Annotated in this window: 23 protein-coding genes; 9 read left to right on the top strand and 14 right to left on the bottom strand. The window is 74.0% G+C overall.

Features of this window, described 5'->3' with window-relative positions; translation table 11 throughout:
• Positions 1 to 78 precede the first annotated feature (78 nt).
• Positions 79 to 840, bottom strand: coding sequence for a precorrin-6A synthase (deacetylating) (cobF, locus tag BSB02_RS12395; protein ID WP_206184651.1), 762 nt, complete (start codon positions 838 to 840; stop codon positions 79 to 81).
• A 40-nt stretch (positions 841 to 880) separates the two neighbouring features.
• Here cobF and BSB02_RS12390 point away from each other — a divergent pair, with 40 nt between their 5' ends.
• From BSB02_RS12390 to BSB02_RS42150, 4 genes are read left to right on the top strand one after another with little or no spacing between them, the layout of a single operon-like run.
• Complete coding sequence (locus tag BSB02_RS12390; protein WP_420855846.1) at positions 881 to 1,276, top strand: pyridoxamine 5'-phosphate oxidase family protein; 396 nt, start codon at positions 881 to 883, stop codon at positions 1,274 to 1,276.
• Complete coding sequence (gene cbiE / locus BSB02_RS12385) at positions 1,273 to 2,568, top strand: precorrin-6y C5,15-methyltransferase (decarboxylating) subunit CbiE (protein WP_084958908.1); 1,296 nt, start codon at positions 1,273 to 1,275, stop codon at positions 2,566 to 2,568. The genes BSB02_RS12390 and cbiE overlap by 4 nt, the downstream gene beginning before the upstream one ends.
• Complete coding sequence (cobM, locus tag BSB02_RS42155; RefSeq protein WP_240506385.1) at positions 2,565 to 3,317, top strand: precorrin-4 C(11)-methyltransferase; 753 nt, start codon at positions 2,565 to 2,567, stop codon at positions 3,315 to 3,317. The genes cbiE and cobM overlap by 4 nt, the downstream gene beginning before the upstream one ends.
• On the top strand, positions 3,305 to 4,039 hold the full coding sequence (locus BSB02_RS42150) for a cobalt-precorrin-6A reductase (protein WP_240506384.1): 735 nt from the start codon (positions 3,305 to 3,307) through the stop codon (positions 4,037 to 4,039). The genes cobM and BSB02_RS42150 overlap by 13 nt, the downstream gene beginning before the upstream one ends.
• Here the strand turns inward: BSB02_RS42150 and BSB02_RS12375 are convergent.
• The 3 genes from BSB02_RS12375 to BSB02_RS12365 are packed head-to-tail and all read right to left on the bottom strand — an operon-like array spanning position 4,030 to position 7,332.
• Entirely contained in the window at positions 4,030 to 5,508 is a 1,479-nt protein-coding gene (locus tag BSB02_RS12375; RefSeq protein WP_084958907.1) for a precorrin-2 C(20)-methyltransferase, read from the bottom strand. The genes BSB02_RS42150 and BSB02_RS12375 overlap by 10 nt on opposite strands.
• A 1-nt stretch (position 5,509) precedes the next feature.
• Positions 5,510 to 6,130: a precorrin-8X methylmutase gene (locus tag BSB02_RS12370; RefSeq protein WP_084958906.1), complete on the bottom strand. Its 621-nt coding sequence runs from the start codon at positions 6,128 to 6,130 to the stop codon at positions 5,510 to 5,512.
• Entirely contained in the window at positions 6,127 to 7,332 is a 1,206-nt protein-coding gene (locus BSB02_RS12365) for a precorrin-3B synthase (RefSeq protein WP_240506383.1), read from the bottom strand. The genes BSB02_RS12370 and BSB02_RS12365 overlap by 4 nt, the downstream gene beginning before the upstream one ends.
• Positions 7,333 to 7,406: 74 nt before the next feature.
• On the opposite strand from BSB02_RS12365, the gene cobN reads away from it, so the two are divergent.
• Positions 7,407 to 10,979: a cobaltochelatase subunit CobN gene (cobN, locus tag BSB02_RS12360; protein WP_084958905.1), complete on the top strand. Its 3,573-nt coding sequence runs from the start codon at positions 7,407 to 7,409 to the stop codon at positions 10,977 to 10,979.
• On the opposite strand, the gene BSB02_RS12355 is transcribed toward cobN, so the two are convergent.
• From BSB02_RS12355 to BSB02_RS12315, 9 genes are all read right to left on the bottom strand, one after another.
• Positions 10,970 to 12,403, bottom strand: a complete 1,434-nt coding sequence (locus BSB02_RS12355; protein WP_084958904.1) for an AAA family ATPase — start codon at positions 12,401 to 12,403, stop codon at positions 10,970 to 10,972. The genes cobN and BSB02_RS12355 overlap by 10 nt on opposite strands.
• Before the next feature lie 34 nt (positions 12,404 to 12,437).
• The gene (locus tag BSB02_RS12350) at positions 12,438 to 13,805 is read right to left on the bottom strand and encodes a cobyrinic acid a,c-diamide synthase CobB (RefSeq protein WP_084958903.1); all 1,368 of its coding nucleotides are present in this window, start codon (positions 13,803 to 13,805) and stop codon (positions 12,438 to 12,440) included.
• Complete coding sequence (gene cobO / locus BSB02_RS12345) at positions 13,799 to 14,401, bottom strand: cob(I)yrinic acid a,c-diamide adenosyltransferase (RefSeq protein WP_084958902.1); 603 nt, start codon at positions 14,399 to 14,401, stop codon at positions 13,799 to 13,801. Before cobO ends, BSB02_RS12350 begins: the two co-directional genes overlap by 7 nt.
• Before the next feature lies 1 nt (position 14,402).
• The gene (locus tag BSB02_RS12340; RefSeq protein ID WP_143590546.1) at positions 14,403 to 16,529 is read right to left on the bottom strand and encodes a VWA domain-containing protein; all 2,127 of its coding nucleotides are present in this window, start codon (positions 16,527 to 16,529) and stop codon (positions 14,403 to 14,405) included.
• Positions 16,526 to 17,086, bottom strand: coding sequence for a histidine phosphatase family protein (locus tag BSB02_RS12335; protein ID WP_084958901.1), 561 nt, complete (start codon positions 17,084 to 17,086; stop codon positions 16,526 to 16,528). Before BSB02_RS12335 ends, BSB02_RS12340 begins: the two co-directional genes overlap by 4 nt.
• Before the next feature lie 17 nt (positions 17,087 to 17,103).
• Entirely contained in the window at positions 17,104 to 17,844 is a 741-nt protein-coding gene (locus tag BSB02_RS12330) for a CbtA family protein (RefSeq protein WP_240506382.1), read from the bottom strand.
• A 4-nt stretch (positions 17,845 to 17,848) separates the two neighbouring features.
• Positions 17,849 to 18,040 carry a CbtB domain-containing protein gene (locus tag BSB02_RS12325; protein ID WP_084958900.1) on the bottom strand — a complete coding sequence of 64 codons (192 nt, stop codon included), beginning with the start codon at positions 18,038 to 18,040 and terminating at the stop codon, positions 17,849 to 17,851.
• A gap of 171 nt (positions 18,041 to 18,211) precedes the next feature.
• Positions 18,212 to 18,925, bottom strand: a complete 714-nt coding sequence (locus tag BSB02_RS12320) for a restriction endonuclease (protein ID WP_084958899.1) — start codon at positions 18,923 to 18,925, stop codon at positions 18,212 to 18,214.
• A 132-nt stretch (positions 18,926 to 19,057) separates the two neighbouring features.
• Positions 19,058 to 19,831 carry an AraC family transcriptional regulator gene (locus tag BSB02_RS12315; RefSeq protein WP_084958898.1) on the bottom strand — a complete coding sequence of 258 codons (774 nt, stop codon included), beginning with the start codon at positions 19,829 to 19,831 and terminating at the stop codon, positions 19,058 to 19,060.
• Positions 19,832 to 19,885: 54 nt separating this feature from the next.
• Between BSB02_RS12315 and BSB02_RS12310 the strand changes: the two genes are divergently transcribed.
• The 4 genes from BSB02_RS12310 to mmsB all read left to right on the top strand — a co-directional run bounded on the left by BSB02_RS12310 (position 19,886) and on the right by mmsB (position 25,051).
• A complete protein-coding gene (locus BSB02_RS12310) occupies positions 19,886 to 21,070 on the top strand; it encodes an MFS transporter (RefSeq protein WP_084958897.1) in 1,185 nt (394 codons plus the stop codon).
• Positions 21,071 to 21,180: 110 nt separating this feature from the next.
• A complete protein-coding gene (gene chvE, locus BSB02_RS12305) occupies positions 21,181 to 22,308 on the top strand; it encodes a multiple monosaccharide ABC transporter substrate-binding protein (protein ID WP_084958896.1) in 1,128 nt (375 codons plus the stop codon).
• 17 nt (positions 22,309 to 22,325) lie between these two features.
• Positions 22,326 to 23,828 (top strand): multiple monosaccharide ABC transporter ATP-binding protein, encoded by a 1,503-nt coding sequence (mmsA, locus tag BSB02_RS12300; protein ID WP_420855850.1) that lies wholly within the window; start codon positions 22,326 to 22,328, stop codon positions 23,826 to 23,828.
• Positions 23,825 to 25,051, top strand: coding sequence for a multiple monosaccharide ABC transporter permease (gene mmsB, locus BSB02_RS12295; RefSeq protein ID WP_084958894.1), 1,227 nt, complete (start codon positions 23,825 to 23,827; stop codon positions 25,049 to 25,051). Before mmsA ends, mmsB begins: the two co-directional genes overlap by 4 nt.
• A gap of 84 nt (positions 25,052 to 25,135) precedes the next feature.
• Here mmsB and BSB02_RS12290 read toward each other — a convergent pair whose 3' ends face one another.
• Positions 25,136 to 26,191 carry a DUF72 domain-containing protein gene (locus tag BSB02_RS12290; protein ID WP_240506381.1) on the bottom strand — a complete coding sequence of 352 codons (1,056 nt, stop codon included), beginning with the start codon at positions 26,189 to 26,191 and terminating at the stop codon, positions 25,136 to 25,138.
• Positions 26,192 to 26,211: the final 20 nt, after the last annotated feature.

The following is a 26,211-nucleotide window of genomic DNA, read 5'->3' as shown; positions in this document are numbered from 1 at the left end:
CCGCCGGCCACGGCACCTCTCTGGGCGCGGCGGTCAGGCGGGCCGGTGGAGACCGCCGCGGCGGTAGCGCGCGTCCGGTCAGCGGCCGGCCGGCGGCAGGCGCCGGAGCAGGTACGTGTCCATGATCCAGCCCTTGCGCTCGCGCGCCTCGGCACGCAGCTCGCGGATGCGCTCGCCCACCTCGGCCACCGGCCCCGACACCAGGATCTCGTCGGGCGTGCCGAGGTAGGCGCCCCAGTAGATGTGGAAGCCGGACCCCACCCCGGTGAAGGCGCAGTGCGCGTCCAGCATGACGACCACGTCGTCGGCCGTCGGCCCCTCCTCGGCCAGGCGGCGGCCGGTGGTGATGTGGACCGGCCTGGCCACGCTGGTGAGGCTGGTGCGGTGGCGGGCCGTCAACGCCGACACGCTGCTGATCCCGGGGATGACCTCGTAGTCGAAGGCCACCCGGCCCCGCCGCAGCACCTCCTCCAGGACGCCCAGCGTGCTGTCGTAGAGGCCGGGATCGCCCCACACCAGGAACGCCCCGGTCTGCCCGTCGGTCAGTTCCTCGGCCACGAGCCTCTCGTAGACCTCGGCGCGCCGGGCCCGCCAGTCGGCCACGGCCTCGGCGTAGGCGGCGGCGGTCCGGTCCCGCTCGGGGTCGCGGGCCTCCACGATCCGGTACGGCAGGCGCCCATGCTCGGCGACGAGGTCCAGCCGCAGCCGGACCAGCTCATGCTTGACGCTCCCCTTGTCGATGAGGAAGAACACGTCGGTGGCCGCGATGGCCTTGACCGCCTGCAGGGTGAGGTGGTCGGGGTCGCCGGCGCCGATGCCGATGATCAGAAGGCGCTTCACGGACAAAGTGTCCCAGATCCCCACCGATACGATGCTTTCCGTGAACCTGGTCGACCTCGGCGAAGGCTTCGCCGCGTTCTGGCGCGAACGGCACCTGTGCACCCTGTCCACGGCCCGGCCCGGCGCGGCACCCCACGTGGTGCCGGTCGGCGCGACCCTCGACCTGGACGCCGCCGTCGCCCGCGTGATCACCTCCGCCGCCTCGCGCAAGGCCAGGCTCGTCGCCGCGGCCGGGCCGGAGGGCGCGCCGGTCGCGCTGTGCCAGGTCGACGGCCGCCGCTGGTCCACCCTGGAAGGCGTGGCGGTGGTCCGCGACGAGCCGGAGCGGGTGGCCGAGGCCGAGCTGCGGTACGCCACGCGCTACAAGCCGCCACGGCCGAACCCGTCCCGCGTGGTGCTGGAGATCCAGGTCACGCGCGTCATGGGCAACGTGTGATCACGGTCGTCGGGATCGGCGCGGACGGCTGGGCCGGGCTGTCCGGGGAGGCCCGGCGGGCGGTGGCGGAGGCCGAGGTGCTGATGGGCAGCCGCCGCCAGCTGGACCTCGTGCCGCCGGCCACGCCGACTGTGCCCCTGACCAAGCCGTCTGTGCCCCCGTCCGTGCCACCATCCGTGCCCCCGTCTGCGGCCGAGCGTGTCGCCTGGCCCTCTCCCCTGCTGCCGGCGCTGCCCGGGCTGCTCGCCGAGCACGCCGGCCGCCGGGTGTGCGTGCTGGCCAGCGGGGACCCCATGTTCTACGGCATCGGCACCACCCTGGTACGCCTGCTGGGCCCCGACCGGGTGCGGGTGGTGCCGCACCTGTCGTCGCTGTCGCTGGCCTGCGCGCGGCTGGGCTGGCCGGTGGAGGAGGTCGAGACCGTCAGCCTGGTCGGCCGCCCCGCCGCCGCCCTGCGTGCGGCCCTCTTCCCGGGCCGCCGCGTGCTGGTCCTCGGCGGCTCCCCCGCGCGGGTGGCCGAGCTGCTGGTCACGAGCGGGTACGGCCCGAGCCGCATGGTCGTCCTGTCGGACCTGGGCTCCCCCGGCGAATCCCGGGTCAGCGGCACCGCGTCGGGCTGGACGGCTCCCGCGCCCTCGGCGCTGCACGTCGTCGCCGTGGAGTGCGCGGCCGATCCTGACGCCGGGCCGCTGCCCGCCGTACCGGGCCTGCCGGACGAGGCGTTCGAGCACGACGGGCAGCTGACCAAGCGGGAGGTGCGCGCGGTCAGCCTGTCCCGGCTGGCGCCGCTGCCCGGGCAGCTGCTGTGGGACGTGGGCGCTGGCGCGGGCAGCATCGCCATCGAGTGGCTGCGCGGCCACCGCGCCTGCGAGGCGGTCGCGGTCGAGAGCGACCCGGAGCGCGCGGCCAGGATCCGCCGCAACGCCGAGACGCTGGGCGTGCCCAGGCTGCGCGTCGTCGAGGGCAGGGCGCCCGCCGCGCTGGAGGGGCTGCCCGCGCCGGACGCGGTCTTCGTCGGCGGCGGCCTGACCGAGCCCGGCCTGCTGGAGCTGTGCTGGGCGGCGCTGCGTCCGGGCGGCCGGCTCGTGGCCAACGCCGTCACCGTGGAGTCGGAGGCCGTGGTCTTCCAGTGGTACGGCAGGCTGGGCGGCGACCTGGCGCGGCTCGCGGTCCACAGGGCGGCGCCGCTGGGCCGCTTCGCCGGCTGGCGGGCCCTCGCGCCCGTGACCGTCTGGTCGGTCACGAAGGGCACGACCGCCGGAGACCCGGACGCAGAGGAGGGACAGCCTTGACCGTGTACTTCGTCGGCGCCGGGCCCGGCGCGGCCGACCTGATCACGCTGCGCGGGCTCGGGGTGCTCCGCCGGGCGCCGGTGTGCCTCTACGCCGGGTCGCTCGTCCCGCGCGAGCTCCTGGCGGAATGCCCGCCCGGCGCCCGCCTGGTCGACACCGCCCACCTGACACTGGACGAGATCGTCGCCGAGCTGGCCCGGGCCCACGCGGACGGGCTCGACGTGGCCAGGCTGCACTCGGGCGACCCCTCGGTGTTCTCCGCCATGGCCGAGCAGATGCGCAGGCTGGACCGGCTCGGCGTGCCGTACGAGGTGGTCCCCGGGGTGCCGGCGTTCGCGGCGGCGGCCGCCTCGCTGGGCAGGGAGCTGACCGTGCCCGGCGTCGGCCAGACGGTCATCCTGACCCGCACAGCGGCCAGGGCCACGCCGATGCCGGAGGGGGAGGACCTGGCGACCCTGTCGGCGAGCCGGGCCACGATGGTGCTGCACCTGGCCGTGCAGCGGATCGACCAGGTGGTGGCCGAGCTGCTGCCCGCCTACGGCGCCGACTGCCCGGTCGCGGTCGTGGCGCGCGCAAGCCGGGACGACGAGGTGATCCTGCGCGGCACGCTCTCCGGCATCGCCGCTCAGGTGCACGAAGCCGGGATCAAACGCACCGCGGTCATCGTGGTGGGCCGGGTGCTGGCGGCCTCGGAGTTCCCCGACAGCCACCTGTACGGCACCGGCAGGGACAGAACGTGCGCGTCCTGATCCTCGGCGGCACGGCCGAGGCCAGGGCGCTGGCCGCCGAGCTGGCCGCCCGGGGCGTGCACGTCGTCTCCTCCCTGGCCGGGCGGGTGTCCAATCCCCGGCTGCCGGTGGGCGAGGTGCGCGAAGGCGGCTTCGGCGGGCCCAAGGGGCTGGCCACCTGGCTGCGGGAGCACGCCGTCGACCGGCTGGTGGACGCCACGCACCCGTTCGCCGCGCGGATGACCGCCTCGGCGGCGCGGGCGGCGGGCGCCACCGGCGTGCCGCTGCTGGTGCTGCGCCGCCCCGGCTGGCCGGCCGAGCCGGGCTGGCAGCGCGTGGGCTCCCTTCAGGAGGCCGCCGCCCGCCTCCGGGCGCCGGCCAGGGTGTTCCTCACCACCGGCCGCCGCAGCCTGCCCGTCTTCACCGGCAGGCCGGGGATCTGGCTGCTCGCCAGGAGCGTCGATCCGCCCGAGCCGCCGATCCCGCCCAATGTCCACGTGGTGCTGGACCGCGGGCCGTACACGCTGGAGGGCGAGCTCGCGCTCATCCGCGAGCACCGCCTGGACGTGCTGGTCACCAAGGACAGCGGCGGCGAGCTGACCTCCGCCAAGCTCGACGCGGCCCGCCTGCTCGGGATGCCGGTGATCATGGTTGACCGGCCGCCCCCGCCCGCCGGGGTGCGCCTGGTGGAGACGGTGGCCGAGGCGGTGGCGTGGATCGAGGGAGCGGGGGCTCAGGGGTAGCGGCGCGGGGTGTAGACGGCCCCGGACGGGGTGACGCGCGTGCGCGAGGAGCCGACGATGACCAGGCAGCGCATGTCTGCCTGCGAGGGGTCCAGCTCGCCGAGGGTCGTGACGGTGACGCTCTCCTCCTCGCTCCCCACGCCGCGGCCGATCACCACCGGCGTGCCCGGGTCCCGGTGCTCCAGCAGCAGGTCGCGGGCCGCGGCCAGCTGCCACGTACGGCTGCGCGAGGCCGGATTGTAGATCGCCAGCACGAGATCCGCCCGCGCCGCGGCGGTGATGCGGCGCGCCACCACGTCCCACGGCTTGAGCAGGTCCGACAGCGACAGCACGCAGTAGTCGTGCCCCAGCGGCGCCCCCACCCGGCTCGCGACGGCCTGCGCGGCGGTCAGCCCGGGCACCACGCGCACCGGGACGTCCGGGAAGTCCCCGGCCGCCTCCAGCACCGCGCCGGCCATCGCGAACACCCCCGGATCGCCCGAGGACACCACGGCCACCCGCCTGCCCTCGCGGGCCAGCTCCAGCGCGTGCCGCGCGCGGTCGGCCTCCTCGCGGTTGTCCGTGCGGTGCCGCGTCTGGCGCGGGTTGGGCGGCACCCGGTCCACATACGGCCCGTATCCCACGATGTCGGTCGCCCACGCCAGCGCCTCATGCGCCTCCGGCGTCAGCCACGCCCGCCCGGCCGGGCCGAGACCGACCACCGCCACCTCTCCCCGCCCCGCCTCGGCGACCGGCGCCGGGACGAAGCCGTCCTGGGCGGGGCTGGTGAGCAGGGCCAGGGAGAAGTACGGCACGCCCTCGGGGTCCACGTCCTTCAGCGGCGCCACCCGCTGGGCGCGCATCGTGGCCCGCTCGACGTACCAGGCGTCGTCGAGCCGTCCGGCCTCGGCCAGGGCGTCGCGCACCTTGGCGAAGGCCCGGCCCAGCTTGAGCACGGCCGCCGAGTCGGTCGAGCGCAGCCGCTCGGCCAGCTCCCCGGCCTCCAGCGTGCCGGGCAGGACGGTGAGGATCTCCTCCTTCTCCACCAGCGGCCGGCCCAGCACCGCGGCGGCGGCGCTGACGGAGGTGACGCCGGGCACCACCTCGGTCGGGTACCGGTGCGCGAGCCGCTTGTGCATGTGCATGTAGGAGCCGTAGAACAGCGGGTCGCCCTCGGCCAGCACGACCACGGTACGGCCCGCGTCCAGGTGGGCGGCCAGCCGCTCGGCGCAGTCGGCGTAGAAGTCGTCCAGCGCGCCCTGGTAGCCGCCCGGATGGTCGGTGGTCTCCGTGGTGAGCGGGTAGAGCAGCAGCTCCTCGATCTGGCCCTCCCGCATGTACGGCGCCGCGATCGAGCGGGCGATGCTGCGGCCGTGCCTGGCCGCGTGGTAGGCGATCACGTCGGCCTCGCCGATCAGCCGGGCGGCCTTGACCGTGACCAGCTCGGGGTCGCCGGGGCCCAGGCCCACGCCATACAGCCGTCCCGTCATGTCAATCCGCCTCACTCGCGATGGCGTTGACCGCCGCCGCCGTCATCGCGCTGCCGCCGCGGCGGCCGTGCACCACCAGGTACTCGAGGCCGCTGTCGGCCAGCGCCCGCTTGGACTCGGCCGCGCCGACGAACCCCACCGGGACGCCGAGCACGGCGGCCGGCCGGCCCGCGCCCTCGGCGACGAGCTCCAGCAGGCGGAACAGCGCGGTCGGGGCGTTGCCGATGGCGACCACCGAGCCCTCCAGGCGGTCGCGCCACAGCTCCAGCGCGGCGGCGCTGCGCGTGGTGCCGAGCCTGGCGGCCAGCTCGGGCACCTCGGGGGCGTCGAGCGTGCAGACCACGTCGTTGGCGGCGGGCAGCCGGCTGCGGGTGACGCCGGAGGCCACCATCATCGCGTCGCACAGCACGGGCGCGCCGGCCCGGAGCGCGGCGCGGCCCCGCCGTACGACATCGGGGGAGAAGTCCAGGTCGTCGACCAGGTCCGTCATACCGCAGGCGTGGATCATCCGCACGGCGACCCGCGCCACGTCCGGCGGCAGGCCGGACAGGTCGGTCTCGGCGCGGATGGTGGCGAACGAGCGCCGGTAGATCTCGGTCCCGTCGCGTAGGTAGTCGATCACGGCTGCCTTTCGTCGTAGCCACGTCCGGTGGCGACCATCTGGACGACCTCGCCCCTGGGCAGGCCGCACCGCCGTTCGCAGCCCGCCCAGTGCGTCGGGGCGCGGGAGGGGCGGCTCGCGACCCAGGCGGCGGCGTCGGCGCGCACGTCGGCCAGCGCCTTGCCGCACCCGGGCCGCCCGGTGCAGGCCGTGACGCCCACCCAGGGCGAGCCGGGGTCGGTCGCCAGGCCGGCCGCCTCCAGGGCGGCGGCGAGCTCGGCGGCCTGCTCGCGCGTGAGGTCGGGGACGATGACGGTCCGCCAGGGGGTGAACCGGGGGGCCGGGCCGGCCGCGTCGGCTGGAGTGCGGGCCGTGGCGCGCATGGTGGGCCGGGTGACGGCGTCGGCGACCGCCTGTGCCTGGAGCGCGGTCAGCCGTCCCAGCGGCGGCACGGCCTCCAGCGCCACGCGGCCGTCGCGCTGCTCCAGCAGCCCGGCGCGTTGCGGGCGCGGCGGCGAGGGCGGCCTGCCGGACAGCGTGCCGCCGAGCAGGGCCGCGATGGGGGCGGGGCCGCCGGGCAGCTCCGCGATGCGCCAGGCGCCCAAGGCGACGTCGAGGAACGCCTCGGCGGCGGCCAGCATGAGCGCGACGGGATCGCCGTCCAGGCGGAGGGCGGCTCCGGCCAGCAGCAGTCCGGACGGGGTGAAGGTGACGTCCGCTCCGAGCCCGGCCACGTCGCCCGTGCCGTCGTCGACGGCGAACAGGAACCGCCCGGGCAGCCGGGCCAGCCGCGGCCGGGCGCACAGCCCCTCGTCCAGCGCCTCCACCAGCGGCTCGGTATCCACCCGGCCCGCGACCTCGCGCCCGCCTGACGACTCGGGCTCCGCCCAGGCCGCGAGGCCGCGCCCGCTCAGCGGCGAGGCGACGATGTTGCGCACGCGCTCATGGGACGGCGACGGCAGCAGGCCGGCGGCGGCGACGCGCCCGGCGAAGGCCGCGGGGTCGCGCAGGCCGCGCACCTGCACGTTGGCCCGTGAGGTCAGCTCGATCACGCCGGAGCCGAGCTCCGCGGCGCAGGAGGCCAGCTCGCCCAGCTGGGAGGGCGCGACCACGCCGCCCGGCAGCCTGACCCTGGCCAGCGGGCCGTCCGCCGCCTCGTGGACCTGGAGCGCCCCCGGACAGGCGTCTGGACGCGCTCGTCCGGGAAAGTCGGCTATGGCCACGAAGAGGATGGTAACGCCGGATCTTGGCGTCGATAGTCTTACCCAGCCGACCGCCCCGAGGGAGGATTGTCCACGTGCGCGACAGCCGTACCGTCCTGTTGCTGTCCACCTCCGACACGGACCTGCTGAGCGCACGTGCCAGCGGCGCCGCCTACCGCCTGGGCAACCCCGCCAGGCTCGCCGTCGACGACCTGCCCGCCCTGCTGGAGGGCACGGACCTCGTCGTGGTGCGCGTGCTGGGCGGGCGCCGCGCCTGGGAGGAAGGGCTGGACCGCCTGCTCGCCGGTCCCCGCCCGGTCGTCGTGCTCGGCGGCGAGCAGGCGCCCGACGCCGAGCTGATGGAGCTGTCCACCGTCAGCGGCGGCGTCTGCGCGGAGGCGCACGCCTACCTGGCCCACGGCGGCCCGGCGAACCTGGCCGAGCTGCACGCCTTCCTGTCCGACACGGTCCTGCTGACCGGCCACGGCTTCGCCCCTCCCCAGGCCGCGCCGTCCTGGGGACGGCTGGAGCGCGCCGCGCGAGGCGGCGCAGGCCCGGTGGTCGGCGTGCTGTACTACCGCGCCCACCACATGGCCGGCAACACCGCCTTCGTCGAGACGCTCTGCCGGGCGATCGAGGACGCGGGCGGCCGGGCGCTGCCGGTCTTCTGCTCCTCGCTGCGTACGGCGGAGCCGGAGCTGCTCGACACGCTGCGGGAATGCGACGTGCTCGTCGTCACCGTGCTGGCGGCGGGCGGCACCCGTCCCGCGCTGGCCGGGGCGGGCGGCGACGACGAGGCGTGGGACGTGGGCGCGCTGGCCGAGCTGGACGTGCCGATCCTCCAGGGCCTGTGCCTGACCACCGGCAGGAGCGAGTGGGCCGGCAACGACGACGGCCTGTCCCCGCTGGACGCCGCCTCCCAGGTCGCCATCCCGGAGTTCGACGGCCGCATCATCACCGTGCCGTTCTCCTTCAAGGAGGTCGACGCCGACGGGCTGACCGTCTACGTCGCCGACCCCGAGCGGGCCGCCCGCGTGGCCGGCATCGCCGTACGGCACGGCCTGCTCCGGCACACGCCTCCCGCCGAGCGCCGCCTGGTCGTCATGCTGTCGGCCTACCCCACCAAGCACTCGCGCGTGGGCAACGCGGTCGGCCTGGACACCCCCGCCAGCACGGTACGGCTGCTCGCCCGGCTCGCCGAGGCCGGCTACGACCTCGGCGAGGGCTTCCCCGGCGTGGCCGAGCAGGACGGCGACGCGCTCGTCCACGCGCTCATCGCCGCGGGCGGCCAGGACGCCGACTGGCTGACCGAGGAGCAGCTGGCCGCCAACCCGGTGCGCATCTCCGGCGAGTCCTACAGGCAGTGGTACGGCACGCTCCCCGAGGACCTGCGCACGGATGTCGAACGCCACTGGGGCCCGCCGCCGGGCGAGCTGTTCGTCCACGACGGCGACATCGTGCTGGCGGCCCTGCGCTCGGGCAACGTCGTGGTCATGGTCCAGCCGCCGCGCGGCTTCGGCGACAACCCGATCGCCGTCTACCACGACCCCGACCTGCCGCCCAGCCACCACTACCTGGCCGCCTACCGCTGGCTGTCGGCCGAGTTCGGCGCGCACGCCATGGTCCACGTGGGCAAGCACGGCAACCTGGAGTGGCTGCCGGGCAAGTCCGCCGGGATGTCGGCCTCCTGCGCCACCGACGCGGCCATCGGCGACCTGCCGCTGGTCTACCCGTTCCTGGTCAACGACCCCGGCGAGGGCACCCAGGCCAAGCGGCGGGCGCACGCCGTCCTCGTGGACCATATGGTGCCGCCGATGGCCCGCGCGGAGACCTACGGCGACATCGCGCGGCTGGAACAGCTGCTGGACGAGCACGCCACGATCGCGGCCATGGACCCGGCCAAGCTGCCCGCGATCAGGGCACAGATCTGGACCCTCATCCAGGCCGCCCGGCTCGACCACGACCTCGGGTTGACCGACCGGCCCCACGACACCGAGTTCGACGACTTCCTGCTGCACGTGGACGGCTGGCTGTGCGAGGTGAAGGACGCGCAGATCCGCGACGGGCTGCACGTGCTGGGCGAGGCGCCGACCGGCCCGGCGCGGGTCAACCTGGTGCTGGCCATGCTGCGCGCCCGCCAGCTGTGGTCGGGCCGGGCCGCCCTGCCCGGGCTGCGCGAGGCGCTGGGGCTGGCCGAGGACGGCACGGCCGGGCTCGGGGAGGTGGACGCGGCGGAGGCGGCCGCCCGGGCGCTGGTCGAGGCGATGGAGGAGCGCGGCTGGGACCCGGACGCCGCCGCCGAGGTCGCCCCCACTCCCCAGGTGCGGAAGGTCCTGGAGTTCGCCGCGACCGAGATCGTGCCGCGCCTGGCCCGCACCACCGACGAGCTGGACAACATCCTCCACGCGCTGGACGGCGGCTACGTCCCGGCCGGGCCCAGCGGCTCGCCGCTGCGCGGCCTGATCAACGTGCTGCCGACCGGGCGCAACTTCTACTCCGTCGACCCGCGTGCCGTACCGAGCCGGCTGGCGTGGGAGACCGGCCAGGCGATGGCCGAGTCGCTGCTGGAGCGCTACCGCGCCGAGACCGGCGGATGGCCGCGCTCGGTGGGGCTGTCGGTGTGGGGGACCAGCGCCATGCGGACCGCGGGCGACGACGTGGCGGAGGTGCTGGCGCTGCTGGGGGTGCGGCCCGAGTGGGACGAGGCCTCGCGCCGAGTGACCCGCCTGGAGCCGATCCCGCTGGCCGAGCTGGGCCGTCCCAGGATCGACGTGACCGTGCGCATCAGCGGCTTCTTCCGCGACGCCTTCCCGCACGTCGTGCGCATGCTGGACGATGCGGTGCGGCTCGTGGCCGGGCTGGACGAGGCGCCGTCGGACAACTACGTGCGAGCCCACGTGAATGCTGATATTTCCGGACACGGGGATCGCCGCCGCGCCACCATGCGCATCTTCGGCTCCGCCCCCGGAGCCTACGGCGCCGGGCTGCTGCCGCTCATCGACAGCCGCAACTGGCACGACGACGCCGACCTGGCCGAGGTCTACGCGGTCTGGGGCGGCTACGCCTACGGCCGCGACCTGGACGGCGTCCCGGCCCGCGCCGACATGGAGAACGCCTACCGCAGGATCGCGGTCGCCGCCAAGAACGTCGACACCCGCGAGCACGACATCGCCGACTCCGACGACTACTTCCAGTACCACGGCGGCATGATCGCCACCGTCCGCGCCCTCACCGGCCGCGCCCCGGCCGCCTACGTCGGCGACAGCACCCGCCCCGACGCCGTCCGCACCCGCACGCTGTCGGAGGAGGTCTCCCGCGTCTTCCGCGCCCGCGTGGTCAACCCCTCCTGGCTGGCGGCGATGCGGCGCCACGGCTACAAGGGCGCCTTCGAGCTGGCCGCGACCGTGGACTACCTGTTCGGCTACGACGCCACGACGGGCGTGGTCGCGGACTGGATGTACGACAGGCTGGCCGCCGCCTACGTGCTCGACGAGGAGAACCAGGCGTTCATGGCCAGGTCCAACCCGTGGGCGCTGCACGGCATCGCCGAACGGCTGCTGGAGGCCGCCTCGCGCGGCATGTGGCAACACCCGGCCCCCGACGTCCTCAGCGGGGTCCAGGAGGTCTACCTCAAGACCGAGGGCGACATCGAAGGCGGTCAGGAGTAGAGGTCGCCGAGGGCGACCAGGTGCACGTCGCCCGCGTCGCCCGACAGCAGCTCACGACTGAACCCGGCGCCGGAATAGCAGGCCAGCACCGTGTCCCTGGTGTCGAAGCCCTTCACGGCCAGCAGGTCACGCGCCCGGGCGAGCCGGGCGACATGCTCGGCTCCCATGACACGGTCCCACTTCGCCTCTCCCAGGGACAGGATCCGGCGCGGCCGTCCGTGGTCCGCGGGCGCGAGGACGGCCACGTCGACCTGGATCCGGGAGCGGTTGGCCGGGTCCGCGACGATGCCGCTGCCCACCTCGCCGGCCTCGGGATCGGCCTGGAGAGCGTACTCCCGGCAGAGCGCCTCGAAGTGCGGGCCGACGACCTGGGACAGGAAGCGTGCCCGGCTGCCCCGCCAGACGGTGGCCGCCGCGCCGCGTTCCAGGCGTGTCCACTCCCTCGCCATGATCGCCTGGTAGAAGGTGATCAGGGGTTCGGCGATGCGGTAGAGGGCCCGTGCCGGCCGGAAGACGTCGCGCTCCTTGACGAGGAGGTGACAGTCCTCCAGCACCCGCAGCGGGTGCGCGATCTCGTTGGACTTGCGTCCCACGTAACCGGCGATCCCACCCGACGTGGTGTTGCCTTCGGCGACGGCGGCCAGGACGGAGTGGTAGAGCGAAGGGTCGCGGATCTCGGTCTCCTCCGCCAGGAGGTACCGGGCCTCCCTGAAGAGCGGAACCTGGGGGTTCAGCACGGTCCTGACCACCCAGTCGTCGAAGTCGTCCAACCCGCCGGGCGTGTCGTCGCCGACGAACTCCCGCCGGTACGCCGGGGTGCCGCCGACCACCGCGTGGACCAAGACGGCCAGCCGCGGATCGGTGATCCCCCAGAAGCCGGCGGCCTGCCGGTATCCGAACGGCCGCACGTCCAGCTCCAGTCCCGCCCGGCCGCGCAGCGGAGCCGTGCCGGACAGCAGACCGCCCATCACCGACATCGCCGACCCGCACAGCAGCAGCCTGGCCGTGCTGTCCTTGCCGGAGCCGCCGGGGCCCAGTTCGCGCTGGATGACCGACGGCAGCTCGGGAGACGCCTTGACCAGGTAGGGGAACTCGTCGAAGACCACGGGCACCGGCCGGTCCCGCACGATGCCGAACAGGTAGGGGATGGCGTCGATCCAGTCACGGAAGGCCGGAACGGGGGCCCGGGTGAAGCGGATCAGCTCCTCCGCGAACAGCCGCAGGGCCACCGCCTCGGTGACCTCCAGCGCGGGGAAGTAGATGCCGCCGAGGCCTGTCGCCAGCGCCTCCAGCAGGTAGCTCTTGCCCTGCCTGCGCCGGCCGCTGACCACGCCGAGCCGGGCGCCGCGACGGGAGTCGGCGGAGAAGGACACCAGCCCCCTCCACTCGTCGTCCCGGTCGAACACATGCTCCGGCTTCCTCATGGTGTGAAGTATAGTTGAGCGAACCACAGTTGACTCAACTACACTTCACCACTCTTGAGGCGAGGGCCGGGCAGCCTGCCCAGTGCAGGTGCAGGTAGGAGGCGGTCAGGCGGGCCTCGCCGTACCCGTCGCCGCCTCCCGGCCAGGCGAACACCGGCCGCTCGGGAGCCGGTACGGCGGTGCGGTGGAACTCGTGGCCCCTGAAGCGCTCGCCTGGCCGGGTCAGCAGGGACTCCCGTACGGCTGTCGCCTCGCGGTAGCCGAGGGTGAGGTGATCGGTCATGCGAGCTGTTGTCCGGATTTTTCCGCACATGGGGTGACCGTCGAGCGCCTCGCACAGGTACAGCAGCCCCGCGCACTCGGCCGCGATCGGCCCGCCGAAGGCGGCGATCCGGGCGCGCAGCGGCTCGTTGGCCGCCAGGTCGGCCGCGTACGCCTCCGGGAAGCCGCCCCCGACGACCAGCGCGGCCGTGCCGTCGGGCAGCTTCTCGTCGCGCAACGGGTCGAAGACCGCGACCTCGGCCCCGGCGGCACGCAGCAGCTCGACGTGTTCGGCATAGCCGAATGTGAACGCCGCTCCCCCGGCCACCGCCACGACAGGACCGCTCCGGGCCACGCCTGGCGCCTCGGGGACCGTCGCGCGGACCGTCTCGCTGGCCCCATCCGGGCCTTTCACCGCGAGGACCGGATCCCAGGGCGTCGCCTCCAGCGGCGGGGCGGCCCGCGCGAGCCGTACCAGAGCCTCCAGGTCGCAGGAGCGGGCCACCAGCGCGGCGAGGCGGTCCACCGCCGCCACGGCCTCGGCCCCGCGTTCGGCGGCCGGCACCAGGCCCAGGTGGCGCGACGGGACCGCCACGGCGTCGTCGCGGCGGATCGCGCCCAGCACCGGTATCCCCCTCTCGCCCAGCGCCGCCCGGCACAGCTCCTCGTGCCGGTCGGAGCCGACCCGGTTGAGCACCACCCCGCCCACCTGGATCCGCGAGTCGAACGAGGCGAACCCGTGCACCGTGGCCGCGACCGACCGGCTCTGCCGCGAGACGTCGACCACCAGCACCACCGGGGCCGCCAGCAGCCCGGCCACGTGCGCGGTGGAGGCGAAGCCGGTCCCGCCTCTGCCGTCGAACAGGCCCATGACGCCCTCGACCACCGCCACGTCGCACCCCGACGCGCCGTGGGCGAACAGCGGCGCCACCAGATCCTCCCCCACCAGCCAGGGGTCGAGGTTGCGGCCGGGGCGCCCGGTGGCCAGCGCGTGGTAGCCGGGGTCGATGTAGTCGGGCCCCACCTTGTGCGGGGAGACCTTCAGCCCGCGCCCGCGCAACGCGGCCATCAGGCCCGTGGCCACCGTGGTCTTGCCGCTCCCGGAGGCGGGCGCGGCGACCACGAGCCGCGGGACTACCACTCGATGCCCTTCTGCCCCTTCTGCCCGGCGTCCATGGGGTGGCGGACCTTGACCATCTCCGTCACCAGGTCGGCGGCCTCCAGCAGGCGTCCGGGGGCGTCCCTGCCGGTGATCACCACGTGCTGGGCGCCAGGCCGGGTGGTCAAGGTCTCCACCACGTCGTCCAGGTCCAGCCAGCCCCACTTCAGCGGGTAGGTGAACTCGTCCAGCACGTAGAAGCGGTAGGTCTGCGCGGCCAGGTCGCGCTTGATCTGCGCCCAGCCCTCGCGGGCGTCGGCGGCGTGGTCGGCCTCGGCGCCGGGCCGCTGGATCCACGACCAGCCCTCGCCCATCTTGTGCCAGGTCACCGGGCCGCCCTCGCCGGTCTCGCCGAGCACCCTGAGCGCGCGCTCCTCGCCGACCCGCCACTTGGCCGACTTGACGAACTGGAACACCCCGATGGGCCAGCCCTGGTTCCAGGCGCGCAGCGCCATCCCGAAGGCGGCCGTGGACTTGCCCTTGCCGGGGCCGGTGTGCACGATCAGCAGCGGCCTGGCCCTGCGCTGGCGCGTGGTCAGGCCGTCGTCGGGGACGACGAGCGGTTTGCCCTGCGGCATCTCATCCAGCCTTCCTGTGGTCACGCCGCCTGTAGTCATCGACCGCCGGGCCGAGGTCGTCGAGCGTGACCAGCCGGGCGCGCAGCCGGGCCGCCAGCCCGCGGGCCAGGCCCAGCCGTACCGGGCCGGTCTCGCAGTCGACCACGACGCTCGCGGTGCCCTCCAGCAACGCGGCGGCCGCGTCCACCGGGGTGCCGGAGGTCGCGCGCCCGTCGGTCACCAGCACCAGCAGCGGGCGGCGGGCCGGGTCGCGCAGCCGCTCCACGCGCAGCACCTCGGCGGCCTTCGCCAGGCCCTCGGCGAGCGGGGTGCGTCCCCCGGTGGGCAACTCCCGCAGCCGCGCCGCGCCGGCCTCCACCGACGAGGTCGGCGGCAGCACCACGCGGGCCTCGCGGCCGCGGAAGGTCACGAGGCCGACCTTGTCGCGCCGCTGGTAGGCGTCCAGCAGCAGGCTCAACACCGCGGTCTTGACGACGGTCATGCGCCTGCGCGCGGCCATCGAGCCGCTGGCGTCCACCACGAACAGCACGAGGTTGCCCTCGCGGCCCTCGCGCACCGTCTCGCGCAGGTCCTCGCGGCGCAGGAGCAGGCCGGGCCCGGTGCGCCCGCGTTCCTTCTGGTACGGCGCGGCCGCGGCGATCGTCGCCGTGAGGTGCGGCTCGCTGAGGCGTCCGGCCCGTGGCCGCCTCGCCCCGATGGCGCGCCCGTGGCGGGTGCGCGCCCGGGAGCGCCGCCCGGCCGCCCCGCCGCCGACGCCGGGGACCTGCAGGAGCGGCACCCGGTACGGCCGAGCCACCCGGGCCACCGCCTGGGCGCCACCCGCTCCCCCGCCCTCGGCCCCCGCCTGGACACCGCCCGCTCCCCCGCCCTCGGCACCGGCCTGGGCGCCACCCGCTCCCCCGCCCTCGGCACGGTCACGTGCCTGCCCGGTCCCGGCACCTGACGCCCCAGGGCCTCGCGCTTCCCCGGCCCCGGCATGGTGCGTCTCCGGGGCCCGCGCTTCACGGTCCCGCGTTCCGGCGTCGTGCGCTTCTCCCGGCGGGGCGTCCTGCGCCGCGCCGGATATTTCATGATCCGGCGGCCCTTGTCCCCCTCCGGGATCGTCCGGCCCCTCCGGCTCGGACTCCCGCAACAGCTCCTCCAGCAGCGCCTCGTCCAGCCCCGGCGCGTCGAACGGGTCGCGACGCCGCCGGTGCGGCAACGCCAGCCTGGCCGCCGCCCGCACGTCCTCCCCCGTCACCTCCTCCCGCCCGTGCCAGGCCGCGTGCGCGATCGCCGCGTTCGCCGTGACGAGGTCCGCCCGCAGGCCGTCCACCTCGAACCCCGCGCACACCGCCGCGATCTGCCGCAGCCGCCCATCCGCCAGCCGCACCCCCGGGATCCTGGCCCTGGCCTCGGCGATCCGTGCCGCGAGCGCCGCCTCCTCGGCCGCCCAGCGAGCCGCGAACCCCTCCGGGTCGGCCTCGAAGGCCAGGCGCCGCCGTACCACCTCGGCCCGCTCGGCCGGGTCGCGCGAGGCCCGCACCTCGACCGTCAGCCCGAACCGGTCCAGCAGCTGGGGCCGCAGCTCGCCCTCCTCCGGGTTCATGGTCCCCACCAGCAGGAACCGTGCCGCGTGCCGTACCGACACGGTCTCCCGCTCCACGTAGCAGGTCCCGAGGGCGGCGGCGTCGAGCAGCAGGTCCACCAGGTGGTCGTGGAGCAGGTTGACCTCGTCGACGTAGAGCACGCCGCGGTGCGCGGCGGCCAGCAGGCCGGGCTCGAACGCCTTGACCCCCTCGGTCAGCGCCCGCTCCACGTCCAGCGACCCGACGAGGCGGTCCTCCGAGGCGCCCACCGGCAGCTCCACCAGCGCGGCGGGACGGCGCAGGCGCGGCTCGCCCGGCTCGTGCGGCCCGTCGGGACACGCCGGGCCGGGCGCGTCCGGATCACACGCGAACCGGCATCCGGCCACCACGTCCACCTCCGGCAGCTGGGCGGCCAGCGCCCGCACGATCGTGGACTTGGCCGTGCCCTTCTCGCCCCGCACCAGCACCCCGCCCACCCGCGGCGAGACGGCGTTGAGCACCAGGGCCAGTTTCAGGTCCGCCAGCCCGACGACGGCGCTGAACGGGTAGGTGACGATCACGATGCGACCTTCCGGTTGACGTGGGCGACCCGCCAGCCGCCGTCCCCGGCGCGGGTCAGCTCGGTGGTGGACAGCGGCGCCAGGTCGAACCGCGCCGCCGCCCGCGAGTCAAGGCCCAGCGCGTGGCCGAGCGCCGCCCTGATCGCCCCGGCGTCGCAGACGGCGACGACCGGCCCGTCCGGCGCGGCCTCGAGCCAGGCCGCCACCCTCGCCGCCAGCTCGGCCAGGCTCGTGCCGCCGTGCGGGACGGCGTGCGGGTCGCGGAGCCAGCGCGCCAGGTCCTCCGGCTCCTCGCGGGCGACCTTCTCGTACGGCAGGCCGCTCCAGCGCCCGTGGTCGGCCTCCGCGAGCGCGGGCGCCACGGTCGCGGTCACGCCCATGGCCTCGGCGGTCTGGGCGGCGGCCGGAGCGGGAGAGACAAACCCGGCCATCCCGGACACCGCCTCCCGGAGCGCCGCCGCCCTGGACAGACCGGCCGGATCGGCGCGATCGAGCCGCGGGTCCGGGAAGCGCGCCGCGCGCATGGCGGGCGTGCTCGCCTGCCGTACGAAGATCACGAGGTTCCGCCCCGCGCTCAGGCCGGGACCGCCGACGGGCGGGCGGCACGCTCGGCGAGCAGGCCGAACAGGACGCCGAGGGCCGTCCAGAAGACGAGCTGGGTGCCCAGCGACGCCAGCCTGAACTCCCACAGCAGGGTGGCGGGGAAGCCCTCGGGCACCTCGTCGACGGCGGGCAGCAGCACCCAGGCGGCGACCACCGGGACCAGGAACGCCGCCACGGCCGCGCTCCAGCGCGCCCACGGGCCGCCCGTCACCCGCCGCGCCGTGGCGACCGCGACGGCCGTGGCCGCCAGGCCGACGAGGACCATGACGACGTAGAGCAGCGTGCGGCCGGTGATGGTGCCGGGATCGCCCACGGCCGGAGGATTGGCCGGGTACTTCACGAACGGCACGAGGACGGTCGCCACGAACCCCGTCCCTGCCGCCGCCAGCGCCAGCCCGCCGTCCGAGCGGGGGCCGACCCGGTTCCGCAGTCCGGCGTACACCAGCGCGAAGATCCCTCCGGCCGCCACGCCGTACAGGCCGGTGGCCAGGAACAGCCCGGCCTTCTGCAGGGGCCTGCCGACCACCGCCTCCTCGCCGTGCTCGTGACCTTGCTCGCCGGCGGGGCTGCGGTCGTGGGAGTGGCCCTCCTCCAGCGCGATGGCCTGCTCCAGGCGCGGCTCGCCGAAGAGGAAGGCGAACCCGCCCGCTACCAGGCCCGCCAGCAGGCCTGCGAGCAGCCCCCTGACCAGCAGGGCGCGAATCACCGCCACGCCTTCAGTGGCAGGGCACGCCGAGCAGGTGCCGCCCGTCGTGCATGAGCTCGTGCAGGTAGTCGCCCATCTGCGACACGGCGCCGTTGTCCATCAGCACCAGGTACCCGAGCAGGAGCAGCACCGGCACGACCGGCAGCAGCCACCGGCCGAGCCGCGGCAGGGGAACGACGGACGGAGTGGTCAACTCGCTCACAGAACCTCCCAAGGGATGACGCGTCCCAGCTATCGAGGTCACGGCAGCCAAGCGACCTGGCTCCCGGGCTCTGCGTCCCGGATACAGTGGCGCGTCCGCACCGGCTTCTCACCGGATTTCCCTTGGACAACCGTGAAATCCCCCGGAACGTACCTTTTTCCCGGGTGGCCGTCAACCGCGCCGCAGCCCTAAGCCAGGAAAGATCAGGTCGGTCCGCCGGAGGGCGCGGCCCCGGCGCAGCCGCGCCACCCAGGACACCGGCGGCCGGTCCGGCCCCAGACGGCAGGCCTCCAGCAGCCAGTCGGCCAGGCGGTCCCGGTCGACGACGATCAGCCCGTGCTCGCGCGCCGTGCGGGCGGCCTGGGCGCTGAGGCGGTGCGTGGTCACCAGGACCCCCTGGTGGTCGCGGTACGGCCTGGCCCGCAACGCGCCGACGAGGTCGCGCACCTCGCCGGGGCCGACGGGCCGCGTGTAGTACTTGCACTGGATGGCGTACGGCCGGCCGCCCGGCGCGACGCCTACGACGTCGACGCCTCCGTCGCCCCTGCCGCCGACGACGCGGACCCCGCGGAACCCGTCCCGGCGCAGCAGCTCGGCGGTCAGCTCCTCGAAGCGGCGCGGATCCAGCCGGTCCAGCCCGGCCCGCGCCAGTGCCTCCCGGCGGTAGGCCGCCCCCAGGCGGCGGGCGGCCAGGACCGCGACGGCCGCCAGTGCCGCGACCAGGGCGATGCCGGCGACCAGGGCCATCCAGGCCGACCTGACGAAGTCGGCGGCCACAGGCAGGAGGACGAGCGCCGCGAGCGGGACGACAAGCCACAGCGGGCCGGCCCTCCTGCGGCGCTTGCGGCCGCCGCGCCCGCGTGCCGGTGATCCGCGCCTCGCCATCGCGACCTCCAGGCTCGAAGGGGAAGACGAGCCACAGTCTGAACGCGCCCGCCGACAAAACCACGGCGACGAAATCACGGGGGCAAGTCGCGGCCGCCGGTCGACGACGGCACGCCTCCCGGCCGGCGCCCGCTACGTGCCGCGCACCGGGTGGCCTGGCCTCTCCCGGCGCTGCCGTACTCCCGGCGTGTGCCCGAAGGCACGGCGGAAGACGTCGATGAACGCGCTGGCGGACGACCAGCCGCACGTGTGCGCCACGACGGTCACCGGGACGCCGTCGGCCAGCAGGAGCAGCGCGTGATGGAGCCGCAGCTGGGTGCGCCACTGCGGGAACGTCATGCCGAGGTCGGCCTTGAACAGCCGCGACAGCGTGCGCTCGCTCGCGCCGACCTGCTCGCCGAGGGCGGCCAGGGTGCGGTTGTCGGCCGGATCGGCGTGCAGGATCGCGCAGAGCGACTTCAGCCGCGGATCGGCGGGGGTGGGCAGGTGCAGGGGCTGCTGGGGCGAGGCGCGCAGCTGGTCGAGCAGGACGGCCAGGAGCCGCCCGCGCTCGGGGCCGTCGTCGTGCGGGGCGCGGGTGTAGGCCAGGATCAGCTCCCGCAGCAGCGGGGCGACGCTCAGCACGGCAGGTTCATGCAGGCCGAGCGGGTTGCCGGTCGCGGGCAGGCCGACCAGGTGCAGTTCGAGTTCGCCGTGGGCCTGGTGGGCGTGCGCGGTCCCGGCCGGCACCCAGATGGCGCGGGTGGCCGGCGCGATCCACGTCCCCGCGCCGGTCGTGACGGCCACCACGCCGCGGGCGGCGTAGACGATCTGGTGGTCGTCGTGGCGGTGGAGGTCGATGACGGCCCCGGGCGCCAGCCACTGGGCGCGGGTGGGCGCGCACGGCTGGTGGCGGATTTCCGTCATTGATCGGCAGTTTATTGGAAGTGCGACACGCCGCCGAGAGGTGAGCATGCCCCTGTGGTGAACAACAAGCCGATCGTCGCGCTGTCGGCCGGGCATGCCTGCGTGGACGTCTACCAGGGCGCCGTGGCGGCGCTCGTCCCCTTCCTCGTCGCCGAGCGCGCCTACACCTACGCCGCGGCCTCGGGGGTCGTGCTCGCCGCGTCGCTGCTGTCGTCGGTGGCGCAACCGCTGTTCGGCGCGCTGACGGACCGGTGGCCGCTGCCCTGGCTGCTGCCCGTCAGCACGCTCCTGGCCGGGCTGGGGATCGCGCTGAGCGGGCTCAGCGGCTCCTATGCGGTGACGCTGGGGCTCGCGGCCGTGTCCGGGCTCGGCATCGCGGCCTACCATCCCGAGTCCGCCCGCGTGGCGCGGATCGCCGCGGGCGGGAGCCACACCGCGATGGGGTGGTTCTCCCTCGGCGGCAACCTCGGCTTCGCCGCCGCGCCGCTCCTGGTCGCGGCCGTGGTCGCCGCCGGCGGCCTGCGGTTCACGCCGCTGCTGGCGGTGCCGGCCGTGGTCGGCTGCCTGCTGTGCCTGCCCGTCCTACGCGGGCTGAACTCTCCGGTACGGCCGGCCGCCCGCGACGCCTCACCGGCGGGGCGCGACGATGTGGCCTCGGATGCGGCCTCGGATGCGGCCTCGTTCGTGAGGTTGTCGCTGGCCGTGGTGTGCCGGTCCGTCGTGTTCGTCGGCCTGAGCACGTTCATCTCCCTGTATGTGCCGGCCCGCGCGGGCGGCGGCACGGCGGCGGGCACCGCGGCGCTGTTCGTGCTGTATCTGGGCGGCGCGGTGGGCACCGTGCTGGGCGGCGGCCTGGCCGGCCGGTGGGGCCGGGTCACGGTGGTACGCGCGTCGTATCTGCTCAGCGTCGCCGCCGTCGCGGGAGTCGTGCTCGTCCCCGGTCCGGCGATCTATCTGTTCGTGGCGCTGGCCTGCGTCGGCCTCTACGTCCCGTTCTCGCTGCAGATCACCCTCGCCCAGGACTACCTCCCCACCCGCGTCGGCACCGCCGGCGGCGTCACCCTCGGCTTGACGGTGAGCGTCGGCGGCCTGGCCGGCCCGCTCATCGGCGCCCTCGCCGACGCCACCTCCCTGCAGACGGCCCTCGCGCCGCTGATCGCCATGCCCGCCCTGAGCTGGCTGGCGTTCCGGACGCTGCGCGAGCCCGCCGCCCGCATCCCGGCGGTCCGGCGACCTTAGCGGATCGTGTCCCGAGTGTTACCCGCAAGTGTTGACTTGAGATTTGTTATCGCTAACACTCCTGTGAACGCTAACAAACACCCCGTCCGCTCGTGCCGTGAGGAGAAACGATGAGCTTGCGACGACTCCCCGGCCTGCTCGCGACGTTGGCGCTGGCCATCACCGCGACGGCCTGCGGCTCCAGCCAGAAGACGATCGACGCCGAGGCCCAGTCCGGCAGCAAGGCCGGCGCTCTGGTCGGCGTGACGATGCCGACCAAGTCCTCCGAGCGCTGGATCCACGACGGCGAGAACGTCAAGAAGCAGCTGGAGCAGCTCGGCTACAAGGTCGACCTGCAGTACGCCGAGAACGACATCCCCACCCAGGCCAACCAGATCGAGAACCAGATCACCAAGGGCGCCAAGCTCCTGATCATCGCCTCCATCGACGGCACCGCGATCACCTCGCAGCTCCAGCAGGCCGCCGACAACAAGATCCCGGTCATCGCCTACGACCGCCTGATCCGCAACAGCCCCAACGTCGACTACTACGCCACCTTCGACAACTTCAAGGTGGGCGTCCAGCAGGCCACCTCCCTGCTCGTCGGCCTCGGCGTGAAGAAGGCCGACGGCTCGGAGGGCGACAAGAAGGGCCCGTTCAACGTCGAGCTGTTCGCCGGCTCCCCCGACGACAACAACGCGACGTTCTTCTTCAACGGCGCCATGTCGGTGCTCCAGCCGTACATCGACAAGGGCGTGCTGAAGGTCGCCAGCGGCCAGACCGACTTCAAGACCGTCGCGATCCTGCGCTGGGACCCGGCCACCGCGCAAAAGCGCATGGAGGACATCCTCACCAAGACCTACACCGGCGGCAAGAAGGTCGACGGCGTGCTCTCGCCGTACGACGGCCTGTCGATCGGCATCCTGTCGGCGCTGAAGAGCAACGGTTACGGCACCGGCGGCCAGCCCTACCCCGTCGTGACCGGCCAGGACGCCGAGCTCGCGTCGATCAAGTCGATCGTGGCCGGCGAGCAGTACTCCACGATCTTCAAGGACACCCGCGAGCTGGCCAAGGTCACCGTCAAGATGGCCGACGCGGTCCTCAAGGGCGGCAAGCCCGAGGTGAACAACACCAAGGACTACGACAACGGCGTCAAGGTCGTCCCGTCCTACCTGCTCGAGCCGGTGATCGTGGACAAGTCCAACTACGAGCAGGTCCTCGTCGGCAGCGGCTACTACACGGCGGACCAGCTGACGTGACCGAGCACATCCTCCAGATGCGGGGGATCACGAAGACCTTTCCCGGCGTCAAGGCGCTGTCCGACGTCAACCTGGCGGTACGGCGGGGCGAGATCCACGCGATCTGCGGCGAGAACGGCGCCGGGAAGTCCACGCTGATGAAGGTGCTCTCCGGCGTCTACCCGCACGGCAGCTACGACGGCGAGATCGTCTTCGAGGGCGAGGTGTGCCGGTTCGGCGGCATCCGCGACAGCGAGCGGGCCGGCATCGTCATCATCCACCAGGAGCTGGCGCTCAGCCCGCAGCTGTCGATCGCCGAGAACATCTTCCTCGGCAACGAGCGCGCCAGGCGCTGGTTCATCGACTGGAACCGCACCAACTACGAGGCCGCCGAGCTCATGCGGCGCATCGGCCTCGTGGAGAACCCCACCACCCCGGTGTCGGAGATCGGCGTGGGCAAGCAGCAGCTCGTCGAGATCGCCAAGGCGCTGTCCAAGCGGGTCAAGCTGCTCATCCTGGACGAGCCGACCGCCGCGCTCAACGACGAGGACTCCGCGCACCTGCTGGACCTGCTGCGCGGCCTGCGCGACGAGGGCATCACCTGCGTGATCATCTCGCACAAGCTCAACGAGGTCATGGCGATCGCCGACGCCGTCACGATCATCCGGGACGGCCGGACGATCGAGACGCTCCCGATCGAGCAGGCCACGGAGGCGCGGATCATCTCGGCCATGGTCGGCCGGGCGCTGGAGAGCCGTTTCCCGCCGCACGAGCCGAAGATCGGCGAGGAGGTGCTGCGCATCGAGGACTGGACCGTGCACAGCCCCACCCAGCCCGACCGCAAGGTGGTCGACGGCGCGAGCCTCACCCTGCGCGCCGGGGAGATCGTCGGCCTGGCCGGGCTCATGGGCGCGGGCCGTACCGAGCTGGCCATGAGCCTGTTCGGCCGGACCTACGGGGTGAACATCTCCGGCAAGGTCTTCAAGAACGGCAAGCCCATCGAGATCCGCACGGTCCAGGACGCCATCCGCCACGGCATCGCCTACGCCACCGAGGACCGCAAGCGCTACGGCCTCAACCTCATCGAGGACATCCAGCGCAACGTCTCGGCGGCCGGGCTGCCCGGGCTGGCCCGGCGCGGCTGGATCAACCAGCACGAGGAGCACCGGGTCGCCGAGGAGTTCCGCAGGCGGATGAACATCAAGGCGCCCGGCGTCTCCAGCGTCGTCGGCAAGCTCAGCGGCGGCAACCAGCAGAAGGTCGTGCTCTCCAAGTGGATCTTCACCGAGCCCGACGTGCTGATCCTGGACGAGCCCACACGCGGCATCGACGTGGGCGCCAAATACGAGATCTACACCATCGTCAACAAGCTCGCGGACGACGGGAAGGCCGTGCTGGTCATCTCCTCGGAGCTGCCCGAGCTGCTCGGCCTGTGCGACCGCGTCTACACCCTGTCCCAGGGCCGGATCACCGGAGAAGTCCCCCGCGAGGAGGCGACCCAGGAACGCCTCATGCAGCTGATGACCAAGGAGACCCGATGACCCTCACCGCGGCCGGGCCGCAGGCCGATCCCGGCACCCGGCGGCGATCGCTGCGCGACCTGCCGATCAACGTGCGCTCCAGCGGCATCTACATCGCCTTCGCGCTGATCGTCGCGCTGTTCTCGGTCCTGACCGACGGCGCGCTGCTGACCCCGCAGAACATCTCCAACATCGTCGTCCAGAACTCCTACATCCTCATCCTCGCGATCGGGATGATCCTGATCATCATCGCCGGGCACATCGACCTGTCGGTCGGCTCGGTCGTGGCCGTCACCGGGGCGATCGCCGCGGTGCTCATGGTGAACTACGGCGTGCCGTGGCCGGTGGCGCTGCTGGTCACGATGGTGGCGGGCGGCCTGATCGGGGCCTGGCAGGGCTACTGGATCGCGTACTTCGGCATCCCGGCGTTCATCGTGACGCTGGCCGGGATGCTGCTGTTCCGGGCGCTGACGCTGACCGTCCTGGGCAACCAGGGCATCGGCCCGTTCCCCGACGCGGTCCGCACCCTGGCCAACGGCTTCACCGACGGCTACCTCGGCAACGTCGGCCTCGGCCCGCTCGGCGGCGCCGACCTGTTCAGCCTGCTCGTGGGGCTCATCGCGGTGGGCGGCATGGCGGCGGCCCAGTGGCGGGCGCGGTCGGGGCGGATCCGGTACGGCCAGGCCGTCGACGCGATGCCACTCTTCCTCGCCAAGGTCACCGGCTCGGCCGTCCTCATCATGGCGATCGTGGTGCAGCTGGCCCGCTTCAAGAACCTGCCGTGGGTCCTGGTGCTGCTGGCGATCCTCGTGCTGGGGTACTCGACCCTGGCCAACCGCACGGTCTTCGGCCGGCGCATCTACGCCATCGGCGGCAACCTCCAGGCGGCCGTGCTGTCCGGCGTCAAGGTCAAGCAGGTCGTGTTCTGGATCTTCGTGAACATGGGCGTGCTCTCGGCGATCGCGGGCGTGATCTTCGCGGGGCGGCTGAACCAGGCGGGGCCGACCGCGGGCAACAGCTTCGAGCTGGACGCGATCGCGGCGGCGTTCATCGGCGGCGCCGCCGTCCAGGGCGGGGTCGGCCGGGTGGTCGGGGCGATCACCGGCGGCCTCATCATGGCGGTGATCAACAACGGGATGTCACTGATCGGAGCGCCGAGCGAGCGGGTGATGCTGGTCAAGGGCGCGGTACTGCTGGCGGCGGTCGCCTTCGACGTGTGGACGAAGCGGCGGGCGGTGTCCTGAAGGCGGCGGGTCGGACCAGGCGGCGGGCGCGTCCTTGACGTGACGGCGGCGGGGGCGGTGGCCCGCCCCTTCCGTCCGGCCTTGCTAGAGCGCCTCCTTCCGCTCCAGCCCCGGCAGCGCCTCCTGCTCGACGGCCGCCGCCGGCCGTACCACGTCCGCGCCGCGCTCCCCCAGCAGCTCCATCAGCTCGGCGGCGTTGCGCTGCGAGTAGTCGCCGCAGCAGTTGTTCGTCACCACGTGGGTGACCTCGGCGTCCTCCGCGAGCCGGGCGATCCGGTCCGCCCAGCCCGCCAGCTCGGCGGTGGAGTACAGGTAGCCGAACCGCTCCTCGATGACCTTGCTGGTCCACCGTTCAGAATGGCCGTGCAGGCGCACGACCGCCAGGTCCGCAGTGGCGGCCAGCACCGGCGGCACCGAGGAGGGGTGGCCCTGCGGCATGTCGACCGCGACGTACGGCAGGCCGTTGTCGGCCAGGAAGCGCAGCGTGTCGTGCCGGTTCTCCTCGTTCATCCAGGTGGCGTTGCGGAACTCCACGCAGATGCGCATGGGCGCGCACCGGTCGCGGCACTGCAGGATGTAGCGCCGGTTGGCGGGCCCGGCCGGGAACCACGGCGGGAACTGGAACAGCAGCGCGCCCACCTTGCCCGCCTCGTGCAACGGCCGCAGCGCCGCCAGGAAGCGCCGCCACACCTCCTCGGCGACCGCCGGTCCGACGTCGCTCAGGTAGAGCGTGCCGGTGGGGTCGCCCAGCCGTACGCGCAGGTCCTTGTAGAGCGCCCGCGGCCGGGTGGGATGCTGGGTGAGCAGGGAGAATGCCTTGACGTTGAAGGTGAAGCCGCCGGGCGTGCGGTCGCGCCACAGCTCGGCGGTGCGCTCGGCGGGCGGGTGGTAGTAGGTCGAGTCGACCTCCACGAGCGGGAAGCGGGTGGTGTAGTAGGCCAGGCGCGCCTCCGGCGTGGTGGCGTCCGGCGGATACCAGCCGGAGGCCAGCAGCGACTTGTCCGTCCAGGACGCCGTGCCGACGAGGATCTTCCCCATGGTGGCGATCTGCCCGCGTTCGCCGGTTCCATACGCCTGGCCGGGGCCGGTGAGCCTGGCGGCACGGACGCGGTGCCTTGACGGGTGGATGTTAGCGCTCATACGCTTTCGGTCGGTTATAA

It is taken from the genome of Thermoactinospora rubra, from assembly GCF_002093975.1.
GTDB classification, from domain to species: domain Bacteria; phylum Actinomycetota; class Actinomycetes; order Streptosporangiales; family Streptosporangiaceae; genus Nonomuraea; species Nonomuraea rubra_A.
The sequence above is the reverse complement of the archived record's forward strand: the minus strand, read 5'-3'. Positions and strand labels throughout refer to the sequence as shown.

Bases quoted from the DNA above. Each gene is read 5' to 3' on its own strand.
- BSB02_RS12375 (WP_084958907.1), bottom strand. From the start codon at position 5,508: ATGACGGGACGGCTGTATGGCGTGGGCCTGGGCCCCGGCGACCCCGAG.
- BSB02_RS12355 (WP_084958904.1), bottom strand. From the start codon at position 12,403: ATGAGGAAGCCGGAGCATGTGTTCGACCGGGACGACGAGTGGAGGGGG.
- cobO (WP_084958902.1), bottom strand. From the start codon at position 14,401: ATGCCGCAGGGCAAACCGCTCGTCGTCCCCGACGACGGCCTGACCACG.
- BSB02_RS12320 (WP_084958899.1), bottom strand. From the start codon at position 18,925: ATGGCGAGGCGCGGATCACCGGCACGCGGGCGCGGCGGCCGCAAGCGC.
- BSB02_RS12315 (WP_084958898.1), bottom strand. From the start codon at position 19,831: ATGACGGAAATCCGCCACCAGCCGTGCGCGCCCACCCGCGCCCAGTGG.
- chvE (WP_084958896.1), top strand. From the start codon at position 21,181: ATGAGCTTGCGACGACTCCCCGGCCTGCTCGCGACGTTGGCGCTGGCC.
- mmsA (WP_420855850.1), top strand. From the start codon at position 22,326: ATGCGGGGGATCACGAAGACCTTTCCCGGCGTCAAGGCGCTGTCCGAC.
- mmsB (WP_084958894.1), top strand. From the start codon at position 23,825: ATGACCCTCACCGCGGCCGGGCCGCAGGCCGATCCCGGCACCCGGCGG.
- BSB02_RS12290 (WP_240506381.1), bottom strand. From the start codon at position 26,191: ATGAGCGCTAACATCCACCCGTCAAGGCACCGCGTCCGTGCCGCCAGG.